The organism is Enterococcus sp. S22(2020) (assembly GCF_020295385.1).
Taxonomy (GTDB): Bacteria; Bacillota; Bacilli; order Lactobacillales; family Enterococcaceae; genus Enterococcus_L; species Enterococcus_L dunnyi.
Map to the genome: position 1 here is coordinate 99,772 of NZ_JACFUD010000003.1, position 20,374 is coordinate 120,145.

The 20,374-nt window shown below is 39.7% G+C and carries 22 protein-coding genes and 1 riboswitch; of the genes, 20 read left to right on the forward strand and 2 right to left on the reverse strand.

Annotated features, from left to right (window positions below; translation table 11 throughout):
* The first annotated feature begins 183 nt into the window (after nt 1-183).
* From H3T55_RS06245 to purB, 10 genes are all read left to right on the forward strand, one after another.
* Nucleotides 184-705, forward strand: coding sequence for a hypothetical protein (locus H3T55_RS06245; protein ID WP_225533807.1), 522 nt, complete (start codon nt 184-186; stop codon nt 703-705).
* 19 nt (nt 706-724) lie between these two features.
* The gene (locus H3T55_RS06250; RefSeq protein ID WP_087640288.1) at nt 725-925 is read left to right on the forward strand and encodes a hypothetical protein; all 201 of its coding nucleotides are present in this window, start codon (nt 725-727) and stop codon (nt 923-925) included.
* Between the two features lie 82 nt (nt 926-1,007).
* Nucleotides 1,008-1,628, forward strand: a complete 621-nt coding sequence (locus H3T55_RS06255; protein ID WP_087640287.1) for a glycoside hydrolase family 73 protein — start codon at nt 1,008-1,010, stop codon at nt 1,626-1,628.
* 17 nt (nt 1,629-1,645) lie between these two features.
* A complete protein-coding gene (locus H3T55_RS06260; RefSeq protein WP_087640286.1) occupies nt 1,646-2,329 on the forward strand; it encodes a hydrolase in 684 nt (227 codons plus the stop codon).
* Between the two features lie 196 nt (nt 2,330-2,525).
* Complete coding sequence (locus H3T55_RS16755; RefSeq protein ID WP_412523565.1) at nt 2,526-3,584, forward strand: NlpC/P60 family protein; 1,059 nt, start codon at nt 2,526-2,528, stop codon at nt 3,582-3,584.
* A 90-nt stretch (nt 3,585-3,674) separates the two neighbouring features.
* A riboswitch (purine riboswitch) is annotated at nt 3,675-3,772 on the forward strand.
* A 72-nt stretch (nt 3,773-3,844) separates the two neighbouring features.
* Nucleotides 3,845-4,426, forward strand: a complete 582-nt coding sequence (locus tag H3T55_RS06275) for a xanthine phosphoribosyltransferase (RefSeq protein WP_087640284.1) — start codon at nt 3,845-3,847, stop codon at nt 4,424-4,426.
* 2 nt (nt 4,427-4,428) lie between these two features.
* On the forward strand, nt 4,429-5,742 hold the full coding sequence (locus tag H3T55_RS06280) for a nucleobase:cation symporter-2 family protein (protein WP_225533808.1): 1,314 nt from the start codon (nt 4,429-4,431) through the stop codon (nt 5,740-5,742).
* Nucleotides 5,743-5,905: 163 nt separating this feature from the next.
* Nucleotides 5,906-6,394 carry a 5-(carboxyamino)imidazole ribonucleotide mutase gene (gene purE / locus H3T55_RS06285; protein ID WP_225533809.1) on the forward strand — a complete coding sequence of 163 codons (489 nt, stop codon included), beginning with the start codon at nt 5,906-5,908 and terminating at the stop codon, nt 6,392-6,394.
* A complete protein-coding gene (gene purK / locus H3T55_RS06290) occupies nt 6,387-7,508 on the forward strand; it encodes a 5-(carboxyamino)imidazole ribonucleotide synthase (protein ID WP_225534140.1) in 1,122 nt (373 codons plus the stop codon). Before purE ends, purK begins: the two co-directional genes overlap by 8 nt.
* An 18-nt stretch (nt 7,509-7,526) precedes the next feature.
* The gene (gene purB / locus H3T55_RS06295; protein WP_225533810.1) at nt 7,527-8,822 is read left to right on the forward strand and encodes an adenylosuccinate lyase; all 1,296 of its coding nucleotides are present in this window, start codon (nt 7,527-7,529) and stop codon (nt 8,820-8,822) included.
* A 61-nt stretch (nt 8,823-8,883) separates the two neighbouring features.
* Here purB and H3T55_RS06300 read toward each other — a convergent pair whose 3' ends face one another.
* Both H3T55_RS06300 and H3T55_RS06305 read right to left on the reverse strand, forming a co-directional pair.
* A complete protein-coding gene (locus H3T55_RS06300; protein ID WP_225533811.1) occupies nt 8,884-9,207 on the reverse strand; it encodes an inorganic pyrophosphatase in 324 nt (107 codons plus the stop codon).
* A 58-nt stretch (nt 9,208-9,265) separates the two neighbouring features.
* The gene (locus tag H3T55_RS06305) at nt 9,266-9,652 is read right to left on the reverse strand and encodes a hypothetical protein (RefSeq protein WP_087640279.1); all 387 of its coding nucleotides are present in this window, start codon (nt 9,650-9,652) and stop codon (nt 9,266-9,268) included.
* A gap of 301 nt (nt 9,653-9,953) precedes the next feature.
* Between H3T55_RS06305 and purC the strand changes: the two genes are divergently transcribed.
* From purC to H3T55_RS06355, 10 genes are all read left to right on the forward strand, one after another.
* Nucleotides 9,954-10,667 (forward strand): phosphoribosylaminoimidazolesuccinocarboxamide synthase, encoded by a 714-nt coding sequence (gene purC / locus H3T55_RS06310; protein WP_225533812.1) that lies wholly within the window; start codon nt 9,954-9,956, stop codon nt 10,665-10,667.
* Nucleotides 10,668-10,689: 22 nt separating this feature from the next.
* Entirely contained in the window at nt 10,690-10,941 is a 252-nt protein-coding gene (gene purS, locus H3T55_RS06315; RefSeq protein WP_087640277.1) for a phosphoribosylformylglycinamidine synthase subunit PurS, read from the forward strand.
* The gene (purQ, locus tag H3T55_RS06320) at nt 10,919-11,626 is read left to right on the forward strand and encodes a phosphoribosylformylglycinamidine synthase subunit PurQ (protein ID WP_318652965.1); all 708 of its coding nucleotides are present in this window, start codon (nt 10,919-10,921) and stop codon (nt 11,624-11,626) included. The genes purS and purQ overlap by 23 nt, the downstream gene beginning before the upstream one ends.
* Nucleotides 11,623-13,845, forward strand: a complete 2,223-nt coding sequence (gene purL, locus H3T55_RS06325) for a phosphoribosylformylglycinamidine synthase subunit PurL (protein WP_225533814.1) — start codon at nt 11,623-11,625, stop codon at nt 13,843-13,845. Before purQ ends, purL begins: the two co-directional genes overlap by 4 nt.
* Entirely contained in the window at nt 13,830-15,269 is a 1,440-nt protein-coding gene (gene purF, locus H3T55_RS06330; RefSeq protein WP_225533815.1) for an amidophosphoribosyltransferase, read from the forward strand. The genes purL and purF overlap by 16 nt, the downstream gene beginning before the upstream one ends.
* Nucleotides 15,270-15,303: 34 nt before the next feature.
* The gene (gene purM / locus H3T55_RS06335) at nt 15,304-16,344 is read left to right on the forward strand and encodes a phosphoribosylformylglycinamidine cyclo-ligase (RefSeq protein ID WP_225533816.1); all 1,041 of its coding nucleotides are present in this window, start codon (nt 15,304-15,306) and stop codon (nt 16,342-16,344) included.
* 2 nt (nt 16,345-16,346) lie between these two features.
* Nucleotides 16,347-16,928: a phosphoribosylglycinamide formyltransferase gene (gene purN, locus H3T55_RS06340; RefSeq protein ID WP_225533817.1), complete on the forward strand. Its 582-nt coding sequence runs from the start codon at nt 16,347-16,349 to the stop codon at nt 16,926-16,928.
* Nucleotides 16,928-18,469, forward strand: a complete 1,542-nt coding sequence (gene purH, locus H3T55_RS06345; protein ID WP_225533818.1) for a bifunctional phosphoribosylaminoimidazolecarboxamide formyltransferase/IMP cyclohydrolase — start codon at nt 16,928-16,930, stop codon at nt 18,467-18,469. The genes purN and purH overlap by 1 nt, the downstream gene beginning before the upstream one ends.
* Nucleotides 18,470-18,481: 12 nt before the next feature.
* Nucleotides 18,482-19,753, forward strand: coding sequence for a phosphoribosylamine--glycine ligase (gene purD, locus H3T55_RS06350; protein WP_225533819.1), 1,272 nt, complete (start codon nt 18,482-18,484; stop codon nt 19,751-19,753).
* Between the two features lie 102 nt (nt 19,754-19,855).
* Nucleotides 19,856-20,344 carry a type II toxin-antitoxin system Phd/YefM family antitoxin gene (locus H3T55_RS06355; protein ID WP_225533820.1) on the forward strand — a complete coding sequence of 163 codons (489 nt, stop codon included), beginning with the start codon at nt 19,856-19,858 and terminating at the stop codon, nt 20,342-20,344.
* Nucleotides 20,345-20,374 lie beyond the last annotated feature (30 nt).

The window sequence follows — 20,374 nt, forward strand, 5'->3', positions numbered from 1 at the left end:
TTAAAAGATCACTTCTATTATACATGAGAAGTATGAAATCGTGGTTAAATTTAAGCAAATGGAAGTTAACGTAAAAATTATTAGAGAAAAAGGTGAATGTTTCTTAAAAAAACGAAAATAAGTGGAGCAAAGAGATGCTTTTTTTTGATATTTTCAGTAAAATAAAGAAAGGAGGCGAAAGTCATGCACCAAATGTATATAGATATTCTTATCGATGCAATTATAGAAGAGTTTGAAACAGAAGAGACGTTTTATACCGACTATCTCCAAACGTCGAAAGAAAACTGGGAGAACTGGAAAAAAGGTCATACTAGCTTGACTAACGAAGAAATGCAAAAGGTGAAAAATCTTTTTACTGATTATGAGTGGATGCTGACACAAAAAGTGCTGCGCCAAACCATTCTTTTTCCAGAAAAAAGAAATGTTGCTGTGTCTGAATATAAGCGATTAAAAACCTTGATCGCCAAAAAATGGCTGCAGTCTGGAGCAGGAGTGGCTGAATTGATCCCTTCAAAAAACAAGGCCGAACATGTAGAGCAAGCATATATCGATTTGAAAGTTACCGTTTCGTATGGTGAATGGGGCTTTGATGATATCGTTACGTTTCGTTTGCCGGCCACTTTACAAGGTCAGCTGGAAGGATCGAAAGTAGAGCTATTAGATTGGGTAAATGAAAATTTAATGGGAACTTACGTTGGTGAATAAGTAAGTGAGGAGTTTTTTTGTGAAACAAATTTTAGGCATATTATCCGTCATTATAATGTTAGGTGCTGTGATCTATGTATTTTTTGGACATGATACAGCAAAAGACAAGACAAAAAACACAACTGAAACAACAACAGAAGTAAGCCAAACGACCATGACGACAACATCTAAGGAACCAACGAAAACTTCGACAACCATGACTACGACAGCTGTAGATTGATTGTAATGAAAAAAACTGATATAATCAGTCAGCCATTGTCCGTTTTTTTAACGGAATGAATACACGATAAAGTAGGGAATGTATGAATAGTCAAAGGTATAAAAAGAAAAGAAGACAATCAAACTTACCGGCATTATTTGCGGGACTATTGATTGTTGGGGTTGCATTTATCTTTTCCATCAATGTGTTATCAGATAGTTCTAAAACTGAAGAAAATACGGCACAGAAAAATGAACAGGTGTCAAAAGAAGAGTTTATCGATAGAATCAGCCCGCACGCACAAGAGTTGCAGTCTTCTTATGGCGTTTTACCTAGTATTATTATTGGACAAGGAATCTTAGAGTCAAACTGGGGGCAAAGCACGCTTGCCTCTAAATATAATAATTTATTTGGAATCAAAGCGTATGGTGATCAGAAAAAAGTGAATCTTGAAACGAAGGAATACATCAATGAAGAGTGGATCGTGATTCAAGGTGATTTCAGAGTTTATGATACTTGGGAAGAATCAATGGATGACCATACTCGATTGTTTGTCAATGGTGTCACTTGGAATCCTCGTCTATATGAAAATGTGTTGTTGGCGAAAAATTATAAAGAGGCTGCACAAGCTTTACAGGATGCAGGCTATGCAACAGATCCAACCTATGCTGAAAAAGTTATTCATGTGATCGAAAGCTATGATTTAAACAAATACGATCATTAAGAAAAAGGAGGAGTTAGATGGAAGAAAAATGGGTACCGGAAATCGTCACACCGCTGAAGCAGGATATTGTACAAGTGCCGAAGGTGATTGCACAGGCAAGCGGGATCAGAATTTTTGGAAAGAAAATCAAGTCGATCATTTTTACTACGGATATTGCGATCATTCGGAATACGGATGCAAATGCAGTCATTGCTGTTTATCCATTTACCCCGCATCCAGCAATCACTAAAAGTATTATAGAAGCAGCAGATATTCCTGTATTTTCAGGAGTGGGCGGAGGTTTGACGCAAGGACAACGTTCTGCGTATATGAGCCTTTTTGCAGAAGCTCAGGGATCGATCGGGGTTGTATTAAATGGGCCGACACCAGTTGAAACAGTTGAGATGGTTTGTGAGGTTGTCGATATTCCTGTCGTTAGTACGGTGACATCGATCCATACGCCAATCGATGAAAAAATAGCTGCTGGAGTGACGATGATTAACATTAGCGCTGGAAAAAATACTGCAGAAACCGTTCGCTATTTCAGAAAGAAATACCCTACGTTGCCGATCATTGCAACAGGAGGACCGACAGATGAATCGATCACTGAAACGATCGCAGCTGGTGCAAATGCCATTACCTATACTCCGCCTAGCAATGGTGAGCTTTTTAGTCATAAAATGGATAAGTATAGAAATTTAGAAAAAGAAAACGATCAGTAGGATCGATGAACAACATACTAAGTGATTAATGAGGGTAAAAATTTCCTTATGATCACTTTTTTTGATGATTACAAAAATCAGGTTATATTACAAAACGATGAAAAATTAAATAAGCTAGCTTTACTAGTCTATAATTATTTTATTTTTATGTTATCATTAAATTAAATCGAATGAGAGAGTAGGAGTTGGGAAAATAATGAAAAAGTATTGTTACATAGTTGGGGCTGCTCTGATGCTCTTTGCGCTTGGATCGACCCAGTCGGCGGAAGCGACAGAGGTGTTTGGAGATGAAAGCTATCAGGAAGCGCTTGATGCTGGATATACAGCTGAACAAATCCAGAAAATTCAGGAGATGCCTGATTTTTCGTTAGAAACGATCGAAGAACAACCAGCAGCCAGAAGTGCGGTTACATTTGCAGCAGCTTCACAGAAAACACAAATTGTAAACGAAGCCAGAAGACATCTAGGGAAACCTTATGCTTGGGGCGGAAAAGGTCCGAATGTGTTTGACTGTTCTGGATTGACTCGTTATGTATACTTACAAGTGACAGGGAAAAACATTGGTGATTACACAGTGCCACAAGAAAAATCAGGCGAGCAAATCAGTGCTGCTCAAGCAGAACCTGGGGATCTTTATTTTTGGGGTGCTAAAGGAAACACTTATCATGTAGCGATTGCAATAGGAAATAACCAATATATCCACGCACCAAATGTGAATGAAGTGGTCAAAATCAATTCGACTACCTATTTTAAACCGGATTTCGCTGTACGAGTGATTAAAAATAGTGCACCTGCGATTCCTAATCTAGTGAGCTATCGTACGCATGTCCAAGATTTTGGTTGGGGCGGTTATGTAGCAGCAGGCCAATCAAGTGGAAGTACTGGACAAAAGAAACGATTAGAAGGTATTCAAATCAAGCTTGACTCATCTGTTAACGGAGGAATCCAATACAAAACACATATTCAAGATATTGGCTGGCAAGGTTGGAAAGCAAATAATGCGTTGAGTGGAACCACAGGACAAAAGAAACGGTTAGAAGCGATTCAAATCCAATTGACCGGAACTGCAGCCACACAATATGATGTGCAATACCGAGTCCACTCCCAAGATTATGGCTGGCAAGCGTGGACTAAAAATGGACAATCTTCGGGAACACAAGGATTGTCTAAACGTCTGGAAGCAATCGAAATCAGAGTGGTACCTAAAAATACTGCATTACCTACAGGCGGAAAAGCCGCATTCATCAAAAAATGAGGAACAAATAAATAATAGTTGTAAATAAAGCTCTGTAAGATTTCAATGAAAATTTATTCTTTTCATTGAAATTTTCAGAGTTTTGTACTATTGTATAGTAATACAAGAGCTTATATATGGTCATAATATGGATGACTGTCTCTACCCGACACCGTAAATGTCGGTCTATAAGCGAAAAAGAGTCTGAGGGCCTTTTTTGCTTTTTGCAGGGGAAGGCTTTTTTTGTTTTTATAAAAAATAGGATGAAGGAGTCGGAAGTAATGGAAGAACTAGTAAACCGAATCAAAGAAGACGGGAGAGTTTTGGGGGATGGCGTATTAAAAGTAGACAGCTTTGTTACCCATCAGGTCGATCCTATCTTGATGGAAGCGATCGGTTATCGTTTTGCAGAGGTATTTGCAAATGCGGGAATTACAAAAGTTGTTACGATCGAGGCTTCGGGGATTGCTCCAGCTCTTTTTGCAGCCAAAAAATTGAACGTACCAATGATTTTTGCTCGTAAAGCAAAAAGCTTAACAATGGACGAAGAGTTATTGACCTCTTCTGTATACTCTTTTACGAAACAAGTAACGAGTCAGATTTCAATTTCTAGAAAATTTTTATCCAGTGAAGATAAAGTATTGATCATTGATGACTTCTTAGCAAATGGTCAAGCAGCAAAAGGACTGATCGAATTATGTCAACAGGCTGGTGCTGACGTGGATGGCATTGGCATCGTGATCGAAAAGTCGTTTCAAGATGGTCGCTCGCTGTTAGAGGAAATGGGGATGAAAGTCGTATCTTTAGCTCGAATTGCTTCTCTGCAAAATGGTGAAGTCGAATTTCTTGAGGGGGATGCATAAAGTTGGCAAATGAAGAAAATCAAAACAAAGAATTGAATCAACAAAATCCTGAAAACGGCAAAGCAGCTGTTTTAGGGTTGCAGCATTTATTAGCAATGTATGCTGGTGCGGTAGCTGTTCCATTATTGATCGGTACAGGACTGAATTTTAATTCAGAACAGATGACTTATTTGATTTCTATTGATATTTTTATGTGCGGAATAGCTACTTTACTACAATTGACGGTCAATCGATTTTTCGGCATAGGGTTGCCTGTTGTATTAGGATGTGCGATTCAAGCCGTTGCTCCATTGATCATGATTGGAAACGATAAGGGGATCGGCGCGATCTACGGTTCGATCATTGCTTCTGGGATTTTTGTTGTGTTAGTTTCAGGAATATTTTCGAAAATCAAAAAATTGTTTCCTCCATTGGTCACAGGAACGGTGATCACGGTGATTGGATTGACCTTGATTCCAGTAGCTGTTGAAAAAATGGGCGGAGGAATGGCTTCTGCAAAAGATTTCGGTAATGGCACGAATTTATTATTAGCATTTATAACGATCGCTTTGATTATTGTTGTTCAAGTTTGGGGTCGAGGCTTTATCAAATCGATTGCGGTTCTTGTTGGATTAGTCGGTGGAACGACTTTAGCGGCAGTCTTAGGTCAAGTCGATCTAGCTCCCGTCGGTGAGGCTACTTGGTTCCATTTCCCGCAACCTTTTTATTTTGGCGCACCGACATTTGATCTTTCATCTATCGTCTTGATGGTGATCATTTCAATTGTCAGTATGGTCGAATCGACAGGTGTCTATTTTGCTTTAGGGGATATTACAGGAAAACATATCGGAGAAGAAGAGCTTAAAAAAGGATATAGGGCAGAAGGATTGGCAGTTATTCTAGGTGGAATCTTCAATACGTTCCCTTATACTGGCTTTTCTCAAAATGTCGGTTTGGTCCAGCTTTCAGGAATCAAAACCCGCCGCCCGATCTACTACTCAGCATTTTTCTTGATCGCTTTAGGACTATTGCCGAAAGTTGGTGCTATAGCTCAAATTATTCCTGAACCTGTTTTAGGTGGGGGAATGCTGGTTATGTTTGGTATGGTAGCTGTTCAAGGAATGCGGATGTTATCTAAAGTCGATTATACGAACGATAAGAATTTGTTGATCATTGCGATATCAATTGGTTTTGGCCTTGGATTCAATATGATGCCGACTTTATTCCAGCAAATGCCTGAAACTTTACGTATGTTTACTGGAAACGGAATTGTAATGAGCAGTCTGACTGCTATCATTTTGAATCTACTTTTCAATGGTTTGAAATCAGAGGAATAATTGAATAAACAAAATAAAGAAAAACTGAATGTTCGTTTGGTTTTTCTTTATTTTATCTGTATATACGAACAATAAGATTAAAAATCACTATAATATTCGATTTTATTTTGACACCTTGCTTGAGCCTTGCTAAAATGAAGGGGAATAGAGAAAGGGGAATCTTATGTCTGTCGTGGTTTCAGTAGTAATGGGAAGTACATCGGATTGGCCGACAATGAAAGAAGCGTGTGATCGTTTAGAAGCTTTTGGTGTTCCTTATGAAAAAAAAGTCGTATCTGCTCATCGAACGCCGGACTATATGTTTAATTTTGCTGAAGAAGCAAGAGCCCGTGGCATTAAAGTGATTATCGCAGGAGCTGGCGGTGCTGCCCACTTACCAGGGATGATAGCTGCTAAAACGACATTACCGGTGATAGGAGTGCCTGTTCAGTCGAAGGCATTAAATGGATTGGATTCATTGTTATCGATCGTTCAAATGCCAGGAGGCGTCCCTGTAGCAACGACTGCGATCGGTCGTGCAGGAGCAGTCAATGCAGGATTGCTTGCAGTTCAGATGCTTTCCATGTATGATGTAGAGTTAGCAGGGAAATTAGACGCTGAGCGTAAATTTCTTGAACAAACAGTGATGGAAAGTAGTGATGAACTTGAATAAACCATTATTGCCGGGTCAAATGATCGGGATCATTGGTGGCGGACAATTAGGCAGAATGATGGCGCTTAGCGCTAGGGAGATGGGCTTTCGTATAGGCGTTTTAGATCCGACTGTTGACTGTCCGGCAGCACAGGTGGCTGATTGGCATTTACTGGCTGAATATGATGATGTTGAAGCGCTAAAAGAATTAGCTAGTCGTTCCCAAGTGTTGACTTACGAATTTGAAAATGTCGATGTTGAGGCGTTGATGCAGGTACAAGAGTTGACAGAGATCCCTCAAGGTTCCGATCTTTTAGCGATAACTCAAGACCGCTTATTAGAGAAGTCGTTCCTTGAAGAAAATAATATCGTGATTGCGCCATATGCAACGATCGTTAGCCCAACAGATATTCAAGATGCGATCGACGGTATCGGTTACCCATGTGTGCTGAAGACAACTAGAGGCGGTTATGATGGCAAAGGGCAATTTGTCTTATACAGTACTTCCGATGTTTCTTCTGCGATGCATCTATTAAGAGAGGGAACCTGTGTCTTAGAAGCTTGGATTCCTTATGAAAAAGAGATATCCGTCCTAGTGAGCGGAAATGGGCAGGGACAATATACTGTTTTCCCTGTCGTAGAAAATATTCATCGTAACAATATTTTGCATGAAACGATTGCGCCAGCTAGAGTCAATGATGACGTTGTTGCTGAGGCGCAACGCATCGCTCGTGTCATTGCCGAATCGGTCGATTTAGCTGGAACACTAGCTGTTGAAATGTTTTTGACCAATGATGGTGGTATTTATGTAAATGAGTTGGCACCAAGACCGCACAATTCAGGACATTATTCGATCGAAGCGTGCTCGATGAGTCAATTTGATGCCCACATTCGGGGGATTTGCGGCTGGCCGTTGGCCGAAGTTGAACTATTATCAGAAGCGGTGATGGTCAATATTTTAGGTGATGAAATGTATGAAACGATGGATGTGATTGCTGAAAAACCAGAGTGGCATTTTCATTATTATGGTAAAGCAGAAGCAAAGAAAGGCCGCAAAATGGGGCATATCACGATTTTGACAGAGGATATATACGAAACCTTAGAAGAAATTTATCAAACAACTATTTGGGATTAAAAAGGAGCAGATAAACGAATGATTGATCGTTATACACGACCAGAGATGGGTGCTATTTGGACAGATGAGAATCGCTATAAAGCTTGGTTGGAAGTTGAGATTTTAGCTGATGAAGCTTGGGCAGAACTAGGTGAAATACCAAAAGAAGATGTGCAGAAAATTCGTGACAATGCTTCATTTGATGTTGCTCGAATTTTAGAGATTGAAGAAGAAACGCGTCATGATGTTGTGGCATTTACCAGAGCTGTATCTGAAACGTTAGGTGAAGAACGTAAATGGGTACATTATGGTTTGACGAGTACAGATGTCGTTGATACAGCTTATGGCTATCAATTGAAGCAGGCCAATGATATTTTAAGAGCAGATCTCGCACGTTTTACAGAAATCGTTGGTGAAAAAGCTAAAGAACATAAAGATACAGTCATGATGGGTCGTACACATGGTGTTCATGCTGAACCAACTACTTTTGGGTTGAAGCTAGCTTTATGGTATTCAGAAATGAAACGAAATATTGAGCGTTTTGATCATGCAGCTAAAGGCGTAGAGGCTGGGAAGATCAGTGGTGCGGTTGGAACATTCGCGAATATTCCTCCTTTTGTTGAAGAATATGTTTGTGAGCATTTAGGCATCAGAGCGCAGGAAATTTCTACTCAAGTTTTACCGCGGGATCTGCATGCTGAATACGTTTCTGCAATGGCGCTGATTGCAACAAGTATCGAAAAATTTGCAACAGAGATTCGCGGACTGCAAAAATCTGAAACACGAGAAGTGGAAGAGTTTTTTGCAAAAGGTCAAAAAGGTTCATCTGCGATGCCGCATAAACGAAACCCAATTGGTTCGGAAAATATGACGGGGCTTGCTCGTGTGATTCGCGGACATATGGTGACAGCCTATGAAAATGTCACTTTATGGCATGAAAGAGATATTTCCCACTCATCAGCAGAACGAATCATTATTCCAGATACAACGATTTTATTGAATTATATGTTGAATCGCTTCTCGACGATCGTGAAAAATCTAACTGTTTTTCCAGAGAATATGAAACGCAATATGGAGGCAACCTTTGGACTGATATATAGCCAGCGAGTATTATTAAAATTGATCGATCACGGTATGACAAGAGAGGCAGCTTACGATTTAGTTCAGCCGAAAACGGCTTATGCTTGGGATCATCAAACGGCGTTCAGACCATTACTTGAAGCTGACGAAAAGATCACCTCGGTGTTATCTAAAGAAGAGCTTGATGATGCATTTGATTATAATTATCATTTAAAAAATGTTGACATTATTTTTGAGCGTGTCGGACTAGCGTAATAGAAAAAAGAGAGTATCAACCAAAAGAAATCGTTACTTTTGGTTGATACTCTCTTCTTATCTAAAGAAGTTCAATATGACTATCAAAGTGTTGTTCAATAAAATAAGTTTGTTTTGTGATTTCATCCACTGAGATCGTTGAACCTTCTGGTATAACGATCCACTTCGTTTCGATATCGTCATTTCGATGGATCACGGCTGTGACGATGCCAATAAATGTATCTAACTTTTTTGCTGGTACATTTAAAATATATGCATCTTGTTCTTCGCCGTCTCCGCCTATCACTCCTTCGATGTAACCATAATTTACTGGGTAACGATTATTAAAGGAATCTAGATAACCAACAGGACGATCGACTGTTACTTTAACTTTTAGTTTTTCCATAATCTCTCCTCAAGTGACCAAAAAAACTCTTAGCTGTATCTCTAAGAGTTTCTGTCTTTTAAATGGCTATTTCTCTTAAGTTTCTTAATGGTGAAGTAGAAGGCGCTTTTAGCGCAGTAAGTAGTTGATCGATAAACAAATAATTGCACTCTTTTGAATTAAAGTAAATCTGAATACAATATTTATTTTTACAGAAATGTTGTTCGTGAATCTGATGGATCAACAGTTCGTTGTTATGGCTATTTATATAACGAAACGTACGCTTTCTTCGTTCAGAATGTCGTTGAAAAATACGCTTCAAATTTCTAAATGTGTAGTAAGAGCTGTGCTGATTCAACTTATGAACTTCTTCTAAGGCTAATAAGTCATTATACAATTTCGTTCGTTCTTCAAGCACTAATCCTGCCAAAAATTCCTGAGTCAAATGGTCATAATCGCTAGTCATTCTTGAGGTCCCTCCTAAAAATCATCACTAAAGAATAGTGAACACGTTAAGCAAGTTATTTTTTATTAGCATACCATTTTTACTATCTATTGTAAATGCTTACAGCTGTTTTTCTGTTGTTTGAGGAATGAAGAAAAAGTATCATTTTGATAAACACGAACGATTATGATAAATGTTTTATTATCGTTAATGATTTTGTTGACGCCCAGAATAATGCTTGTTAAAATGTAAACAAAGATATTATACGAATGATATTCGTTTCTATAATAAAAAACGTACGGAAAGAGAGTGCTGGACTGCGATGGAAGATATGTTGTTATATGAAGGGAAAGCAAAAAAACTATTTAAAACAGATGATCCTGAGCAATTGCGAGTGGAATACTTAGATCAGGCAACTGCTTTGAATGGAGCTAGGAAAGATATCGTTCAGGGGAAAGGAATGCTCAACAATCAAATAACTGCATTGATTTTTGAGCAGCTCGCACAAAAAGGAATGTCGAGCCATTTTATCAAAAAAATATCAAAACACGAACAATTAGTGCGTCCTTTAGCGATCATACCTTTAGAAGTTGTGATCAGAAACATTTCTGCTGGCAGTTTTGCTAAGCGATTAGCTTTTGAAGAAGGAGTAGAATTAGCACAGCCGATTTTGGAATTTTACTTTAAAGAAGATTCATTGGATGATCCATTGATCAATGATGACCATGTCAAGGTTCTTGGAATTGCAAATGAAGAGGAAATCAAAAAAATCAAAGACGAAGCGCATAAAATAAATCAACTGTTGATTGAGATTTTCAGAGAAATCGATCTACGATTAGTTGATTTTAAAATCGAATTTGGCAGATGCTCTGACGGAACGATTTTATTAGCTGATGAAATTACCCCTGATACGTGCCGTTTATGGGATTTTAAAACGAATCAACCTCTAGATAAAGATGTCTATCGTAAAAATTTAGGTGAAATCGTACCTGTGTATCAAGAAGTATTAACTCGTTTGGAAAAAAGATTCAATTAACGATAAAAAAGGAGAATAGTCAATGAATTACTTAGCAAAAGTCTATGTTACGTACAAAGATTCTGTATTAGATCCTCAAGGAGAAGCGGTCAAAGGAGCGGTTCATCGCTTAGGATTCAATGAAATCGAAGAAATTCGGATAGGAAAATACTTTGAAATCAAAGTGGCACAAAGTGATCGGACTGTTGAAACTGTGATCGAAGAAATTTGTGATAAATTACTAGCAAATGTCAATATGGAAACCTATCGTTATGAAATCACGGAGGAGCTCTAAAATGAAATTTGCGGTCATTGTTTTTCCCGGATCGAATTGTGATATGGATCTTTTATGGGCTGTTAGAGACATTTTAGGTGAAGAGGCAGAATACGTTCGCCATGATGCAGAGAGTTTAGAAGGATTTGATGGGATATTGATACCTGGCGGCTTTTCATATGGTGATTACCTTAGATGCGGGGCGATTGCCCGTTTTTCTAAAATCATTGATGAAGTTGTTCGGTTTGCGGATGAAGGAAAACCAGTTTTTGGCACCTGTAATGGCTTTCAGATTTTGACAGAAGCTGGGTTGTTGCCGGGAGCGTTGATTCGCAATGAATCGCTTCATTTTGTTTGTAAAACTGTGTCGTTGAAAGTGGTGAATAATCAAACGAATTTCACTTCCGAGTACAAAGCTGGAGAATGCATTCGAATACCGGTAGCACACGGCGAGGGAAATTATTATTGTGATGAAGAAACGCTCGAAACACTGAAAAAAAACCAGCAAATCGTTTTTACGTATGCAGATGAAAATCCTAATGGAAGTATTGAAAATATTGCTGGGATCATCAATGAAAAAGGGAATGTTTTAGGTATGATGCCGCATCCGGAACGAGCTGTAGAAAGTCTTTTAGGCTCTGATGATGGTCTGCGCTTTTTTAAATCGATTGTTAAAAACTATGAAAAGGAACGGATAAACGTATGATGAAAGTAACGGAACCAACGCCAGAAGACATCAAAAACCAACGAATCTATTCTGACTGGGGCTTAACAGATGAAGAGTATCGAATGATCGAAGAGGATATTTTAGGCCGGATGCCGAATTACACAGAAACAGGTTTATTCTCAGTGATGTGGAGCGAGCATTGTTCGTATAAAAATTCGAAGCCAGTTTTACGAAAATTTCCTACCTCAGGACCGCAAGTATTACAAGGACCAGGTGAAGGTGCGGGGATCGTCGATATCGGTGATGGTCAAGCAGTGGTATTCAAAGCGGAAAGTCATAATCATCCCTCAGCGGTTGAACCATATGAAGGTGCAGCAACCGGTGTTGGTGGGATCATTAGAGATATTTTCAGTATGGGAGCAAGACCAATTGCATTGTTGGATTCTTTACGGTTTGGTGAGCTGACAAATGATCGGACAAAATATCTTTTAGAAGAAGTGGTTGCTGGTATTAGCGGCTACGGAAATTGTATTGGAATCCCAACTGTCGGCGGTGAAGTTGCTTTTGATCCTTGCTACGAAGGCAATCCTTTAGTAAATGCGATGTGTGTCGGTTTGATCGATCATAAAGATATTCAAAAAGGACAAGCCAAAGGAGTCGGGAATGCCATCATGTATGTCGGAGCGAAAACAGGACGCGACGGCATTCATGGTGCGACATTTGCTTCTGAAGAATTTGTTGAGGGTGAAGAACAGCAGCGTTCTGCTGTTCAGGTTGGTGATCCTTTTATGGAAAAACTTTTACTGGAAGCTTGTTTAGAATTGATCTTGAACCACTCAGATATTTTGGTGGGCATTCAAGATATGGGAGCAGCTGGTTTGGTTTCTTCTAGTGCTGAAATGGCTTCAAAAGCTGGTTCTGGTTTGATTTTAGATCTAGATGATGTACCGCAGCGTGAAATAGGCATGACACCTTATGAGATGATGTTATCTGAATCGCAGGAACGTATGTTGATCTGTGTTGAAAAAGGACATGAACAAACAGTGATTGACTTGTTTCAAAAATATGATTTGGACGCTGTGACGATTGGGAAAGTGACAGATGATGGGCTTTATCGTTTGAATCATAACGGCATAGAAGTTGCTAATTTACCTGTGGATGCATTGGCAGAAGATGCACCAGTGTATCAAAAGGAAAAACAAGAGCCAGCTAGAATCAGTGCTTTTGCTTCAATGGATGATTTCTATCCGGAAGTAATCGACGGAACTCAAACATTGCTTGCTTTGCTGCAACAGCCGACTATCGCTTCTAAGAAAGTCATTTATGAAACCTACGACGCCCAAGTGCGAACGAATACGGTCGTATTACCTGGTAGTGATGCAGCTGTTTTACGCGTTCGGGGAACGAATAAAGCGCTAGCGATGACGACAGATTGTAATGCGCGTTATCTTTATTTGGATCCGGAAGTTGGCGGACAAATAGCAGTGGCAGAAGCTGCAAGAAATATTGTTGCCAGCGGCGGTCAGCCTTTAGCGATCACTGACTGCTTAAATTATGGCTCACCGGATAAACCGGAAGGATTTTGGGAGCTGTGGACATCTGCTGATGGAATAGCAAGAGCATGTGAAGTTTTAGAGACGCCAGTAATTTCCGGAAATGTTTCTTTATATAACGAGACTGATGGTAAAGCAATCTATCCTACACCTGTTATTGGTATGGTTGGATTGATCAGTGATTTGAAGAATATAACGACACAAGACTTTAAAGCAGCAAACGATTTGATTTATGTTATAGGGGAAACAAATGCAGATTTTAATGGTACTGAAATCCAAAAAATGCACTTAGGTCGAATCGAAGGAAAATTGATGGACTTTGATTTAATGATTGAAAAAGAACATCAACAGTTAGTTTCGAAAGCGATTGAAGCAGGCTTGGTTGCAAGTGCTCATGATTGTTCAGAAGGCGGTTTAGCAATCGCCTTAGCAGAATCTGCATTTAAACAGAATGTTGGTATAGATGTGGATACAGCAATGGATACTGCGCTATTGTTTTCTGAAACACAATCCCGTTTTGTTGTCTCAGTGAAACCTGAAAATCAATTTGCTTTTGAACAACTAGTAAAAGATTCGGCTAAAAAAATCGGTGTAGTTACTAATAATGGATTGCTCAAGATTAAAACTGCTGATCAAAAAATCGAAGTGATGACACAAAAGGCGAGAGAAGTCTGGGAGGAAGCTATTCCATGTCTTATGAAGTAAAAAGTCTAAATGAAGAATGCGGAGTTTTTGGGATTTGGGGACATCCAGATGCTGCTCGAGTAACGTATTTTGGTCTTCATAGTTTGCAGCATCGCGGACAAGAAGGTGCAGGCATCGTTTCTAATCATGAGGGGAAATTAAATGGTTATCGCGGGTTGGGGCTATTATCTGAAGTGTTCAAAGATGACCGCTCGCTAACTGCATTGAGTGGCGAATCTGCGATTGGTCATGTCCGCTATGCAACTGCTGGAAATGGCAGTGTAGATAATATTCAGCCATTTTTATTCAAATTTTACGATAGCTCGTGTGGTCTTGCTCATAATGGAAATCTAACCAACGCCAAGAGTTTGCGAAAAGAATTAGAAAAAGATGGTGCGATTTTTCATTCTAACTCAGATACTGAAATTTTGATGCATCTGATTCGTCGTAGTAAAAAAGAAACGTTTATCGAACAGCTAAAAGAAGGTCTGAGAACAGTCAAAGGTGGTTTTGCTTACTTACTGATGACTGAAACGGCAATGATTGCAGCACTTGATCCAAATGCGTTTCGACCATTATCGATCGGTCAAATGAAAAACGGTGCATATGTGATCGCCAGTGAGACCTGTGCATTAGAAGTGATTGGTGCTGCTTTTATCAGAGATGTTGGTCCAGGAGAAGTGATCATCATTGATGACAACGGGTATAAAGTTGAGACATATACAGATGACACTCAATATTCGATTTGTTCAATGGAGTATATTTACTTTGCCCGACCGGATTCTAATATTGCCGGTGTGAACGTTCATACAGCGAGAAAAAATATGGGAAAACGTTTAGCGATCGAAGCACCAGTTGCAGCAGATATGGTCGTCGGTGTTCCTAATTCATCGCTTTCTGCAGCGAGCGGCTATGCAGAAGCCAGCGGGATTCCTTATGAAATGGGTTTAGTCAAAAATCAATATATTGCACGAACATTTATTCAACCGACTCAGGAATTAAGAGAACAGGGTGTTCGGATGAAGCTTTCGGCTGTAAGAGGCGTGGTCGAAGGAAAGCGGGTAGTGATGGTCGATGATTCGATCGTGAGAGGAACGACGAGCCGCCGTATCGTTCAACTATTAAAAGATGCAGGGGCAAAAGAAGTTCATGTTCGAATTGCATCACCGCCGTTAAAATTCCCTTGTTTTTATGGGATAGATATACAAACAAGAAAAGAATTGATTGCAGCCAATCATTCAGTCTCTGAAATCGAACAATTGATCACTGCAGATTCTTTGAGTTTTTTGAGTGAACAGGGCTTGATCGATGCAATCGGTTTAAACTATGATGCACCGTATTCAGGACTGTGCATGGCTTATTTCAATGGTGATTATCCAACGCCTTTATATGATTATGAAACGACTTATCGAAAATCTTTAAAGGACAAAATTAGTTTTGTTTAAAGCAACTGTAACTCAAATGACAGGAGGAACACAGATGGCAAATGCCTATGCAAAAGCTGGTGTAGATGTTGAGGCTGGTTATGAAGTAGTTGAAAGAATAAAAAAACATGTGAAACGAACCGAACGCGCTGGTGTGATGGGTGCTCTTGGAGGCTTTGGCGGATGTTTTGACTTGAGTATGGTGGATGTGAAGGAGCCTGTCTTGATTTCGGGAACAGACGGGGTAGGAACAAAGTTGATGGTCGCACTTGAGGCGGATCGACATGATACGATCGGGATCGATTGTGTGGCAATGTGCGTGAATGATATTGTCGCACAGGGAGCGGAGCCGCTATATTTTCTTGACTATATAGCGACTGGAAAAAATGTTCCGGAACGTTTAGAAAAAGTTGTTGCTGGAGTTGCCGACGGGTGTCTTCAAGCAGGAGCTGCGTTGATTGGCGGTGAAACTGCTGAGATGCCGGGGATGTACGACGAGTCAGAATATGATTTAGCAGGTTTTGCAGTCGGTGTTGCAGAAAAAAGTCAAGTAATAACCGGCGATTCAGTAAAGACAGGAGATATTTTGATTGGTTTACCGGCAAGCGGTATCCATTCGAATGGCTATTCCCTTGTTCGTAAAATCTTTTTTGAAAAACACGCGCTTACAGGCACGTCGATCATTCCGGAGTTGAATGAAACGCAATTGTCAGATGAGTTATTGAAACCAACTAAAATCTATGTCAAAGCCATGCTGCCTTTAATTAAACAAGGCTTGCTAAATGGTGCAGCACATATTACAGGAGGCGGCTTTGTGGAGAATATCCCACGTATGCTGCCAAAAGAACTGTGTGCAGAGATTCATTTAGGTTCATGGCCCAAGCTACCAATATTTACAGTGCTTGAAAAGTATGGACAAATTCCTGAATTGGAAATGTTCGAGATCTTCAATATGGGGATTGGGATGGTTTTAGCTGTTTCGCCGCAAAAGGTTGACGATGTTCAAACCATTTTAAGTGAGGTAGGCGAAACGGGCTATGTCATTGGAAAAGTGTTGCGAAGAGAAAACCAGCCGATTCTATTTAAAGAGGTGTGAAAATGAAATTAGCTGTATTTGCTTCAGGAAATGGCAGTAATTTTCAAGTGATTGCAGAAGCAGTTGAAGCAGGAACGATCCCAGGAGAAATCAGTTTGCTATTTTGTGATAAAAAGGATGCCTATGTGATTCAGCGGGCACGAAATTTATCGATTCCTGTTATTTCTTTTTCACCTAAGGATTTTGAATCAAAAGAGATTTATGAGGCGGAGTTGCTTCATCTACTTGAAGAAGAACAAATCGATTTGATTATTTTGGCAGGTTATATGAGAATTATTGGAGCGACATTATTGGAAGTTTTTGCAAATAGAATTATCAATATTCATCCGTCGCTGCTGCCTGATTTTCCCGGTTTAACAGGCATCAAAGATGCTTTTGAAAGTGGCGTGAAAAAAACGGGAGTGACGATTCATTTTGTTGATGCTGGCGTGGATACAGGTCCGATCATTGCTCAAGAATCTGTGGCTATTGAAGCTGATGATACATTGAGCGATCTGGAGAAAAAAATCCATGCTATTGAGCATCGTTTGTATCCAACTGTTTTAGCGCAAGTAATTAAATCACAGCAAGGAGAGAGTTTTTAATGATGAAAAGAAGAGCATTGGTCAGTGTTTCAGATAAAACAGGGATCGTTTCTTTTGTAGAGGGATTGATTGCACAGGGGATCGAAATTATTTCTACTGGAGGGACGAAAGCAACTCTTGATCAAGCTGGTCTTCCAACTCTCTCGATCGATGAAGTAACTGGTTTTCCAGAAATGATGGACGGACGTGTCAAAACACTGCACCCTAACATTCACGGCGGATTATTAGGACGTCGCGACATGCCTTCTCATATGGAAGCGATGGAGCAGCATGATATTCGACCGATCGATTTTGTTTGTGTGAATTTATATCCGTTTAAAGAAACGATTCTAAAGGAAAATGTTACAGAAGAAGAAGCAATCGAAAATATTGATATTGGTGGTCCTAGTATGTTACGAAGCGCTGCTAAAAATCATCAGGCAGTCACTGTTGTTGTTGATCCCGCAGATTACCCATTGATTTTGTCTGAGCTGAAAGAAAATGGACAGACAGCTCTTTCTACCAGAAAAAAATTGGCGGCCAAGGTTTTTCGTCATACGGCTGCATATGATGCATTGATTGCGGAATATCTGACAGAATTAGTCGGTGAGGTAGAACCCGAATCACTTACGTTGACTTATGAATTAAAGCAGTCATTACGCTATGGTGAAAACAGTCATCAACAAGCAATCTTTTATCAAGATGCTTTGCCAACGGCTTTTTCGATCGCCAGCGCAAAACAGCTGCATGGAAAAGAATTATCCTATAATAATATTCGGGATGCGGATGCAGCGATTCGAATTTCTAGAGAATATTCTGAGCCAGCAGTTGTAGCGGTGAAACATATGAACCCTTGCGGTATAGGGATCGGTCAAACGATCGATGAAGCATACCAATATGCATATGAAGCTGATCCTGTGTCGATTTTTGGTGGGATCATCGTGTTGAATCGTGAGGTAGATACACCAGTAGCTGAAAAGATGCATCAGCTGTTTCTTGAGATCATCATTGCACCTAGTTTCTCTGAGGAAGCGCTGGAACTGTTATCAAAGAAAAAAAATCTACGCTTGATGACATTAGACTTTTCTAAAAAAGATCAAGCGCTAAAAGATGAAAAAATCTCTGTTTTAGGTGGTCTGCTGATTCAAAATCAAGACGTTATTAGTGAAACAAAGGACGATTGGCAAGTTGTAACAAAAAGAGCACCTAGTGAAAAAGAATTAGCTGCTCTTGAATTTGCTTGGAAAGCTGTAAAACATGTAAAAAGCAATGCTATCGTTGTGGCAAATAATCATCAAACACTTGGGATTGGCGCAGGTCAGATGAATCGCGTTGGTTCTGTTCAGATTGCGATCGAGCAGGCAGGCACAGCAATCGAGGAAGCAGTTTTAGCCAGTGATGCGTTTTTCCCGATGGGAGATAGCGTTGCTTATGCTGGAGATCATGGCATCAAAGCAATCATTCAACCTGGTGGAAGCATCAAAGATCAAGAGTCGATCGACATGGCTGATAAATATGGAATTGCAATGGTCTTTACAGATGTTAGACACTTTAGACATTAAAAGGAGAGTAACATGGGATTAAATATTTTAGTGATCGGAAGCGGCGGTAGAGAGCATACGATTGCTCAAAAATTGTATCAAAGTCCAAAGGTTGATTCTGTTTTCTGTGCTAAAGGGAATGCAGGGATGAAAAAAGATGGGATTCAACTTGTTGATATTGCTGAAGATGATCATGTCAGCTTAATCGAATTTGCGAAAGAACAAAAAATCGATTGGACGTTTGTTGGTCCTGAGATCCCTCTTTTAAATGGGATCGTTGATGATTTTACCGAGGAGGGTCTATTGATTTTTGGCCCGACAAAAGCAGCAGCATTGATTGAAGGGTCTAAGGATTTCGCAAAAGAGCTAATGAATCGATATAACATTCCGACAGCAGAGCATCAGACATTTTCTGACTTCGAACGAGCAAAAGCGTATGTTCTTGAAAAAGGGGCGCCGATCGTAATAAAAGCAGATGGATTAGCTGCTGGAAAAGGAGTCGTTGTTGCAGAAACAACTGCTGAAGCAATTGAGGCACTTGAAGATATGCTTAAGGAAAATAAGTTTGGACAAAGTGGCGCCAAAGTTGTTGTAGAGGAATTTCTTGAAGGAGAAGAATTTTCGCTATTGGCTTTTGTTCGTGATCAAGAGGTTTATCCAATGGTGATCGCTCAGGATCACAAGCGTGCATATGATGGCGATTTAGGCCCAAATACTGGCGGAATGGGTGCGTATGCTCCCGTACCGCAAATTCCTCGATCGCTCATAGAAAAAGCAGTGTCAACGATTGTACAACCAGCAGCACTTGGAATGATTGAAGAGGGAAAACCTTTTACGGGTATTTTATATACTGGTTTGATTGCTACTTCCGCAGGGCCTAAAGTGATTGAATTTAATGCGCGTTTTGGCGATCCGGAAACTCAGGTGGTTTTACAACGCTTGAATAGCGATCTAGCTCAAATCATTGATGATCTATTACATGGAAAAACACCAGAAATTGAATGGAAGCAAACAGGATATAGCTTGGGTGTGGTCGTTGCAGCCAAGGGATATCCGGGAGAGTATCAAAAAGATCACACAGTTCCAGCTGCTTTTGATGCTTCGGATGAACATATCTATTATGCAGGAGTAAAAGAGACATCAGGTCAGCTTCTTTCGAATGGCGGGCGTGTGTATCTAGTTGAAGCAAGTAGAGATACGTTAAAAGAAGCGCAGGAAGCAGTTTATGAACGTCTGGAAAAAATGGATACGACTGGCTTGTTTTACCGTAAAGATATCGGCTTTAAAGCAATTGATTCAATCTAAAAAAGACACGATCGACATTTTTCATTCGTACAAGCAATTCATAAAAAGCTCTTCACACAGTTTTTCTGTATGATATAATCGTCTAGGAAGGGAAGTTGACGAATGAAAAGTGAAAAAGAAATTTCTGTCTCGATTACAGATGTGAAGCAATCGCCGATGACCGTTTTTGCTACTGCCAAGAAAGAACAAACAGGCGTCTATATCTATAATAGAAATAGAGTTGCAGGGGTCATGCTGACAGTGGAGCAGTATGAAGATTTATTAGAAAAACAGTCTGCTCAACAAGATCCAAAGGTGAAAATCGCTCAATTGAACCAGACGATTCGCAAAAAAATTGCTTTTGGGTCATTGATATCAGCCAAAAATTTAGATGAACAGCTGGTTGGTCTAGGCTTCATTACGAAAAAAACAGAATCTGATAACTACAATGAAATGATGAATGAGCTGAACGAGACAGGAAAAATTGATTATCAGCTTCAGAAAAAAGAAGATCGCACTAATATCTTTGCTGAAGTTATTGGGGAACAAAGCAATCAATCACAGTTACCAGATAAGTTGATCGTGAAAAAGATCCATCTTAGAATCGATTGAAATAGAATAGAAAAAGGGACTGGAGCGTAA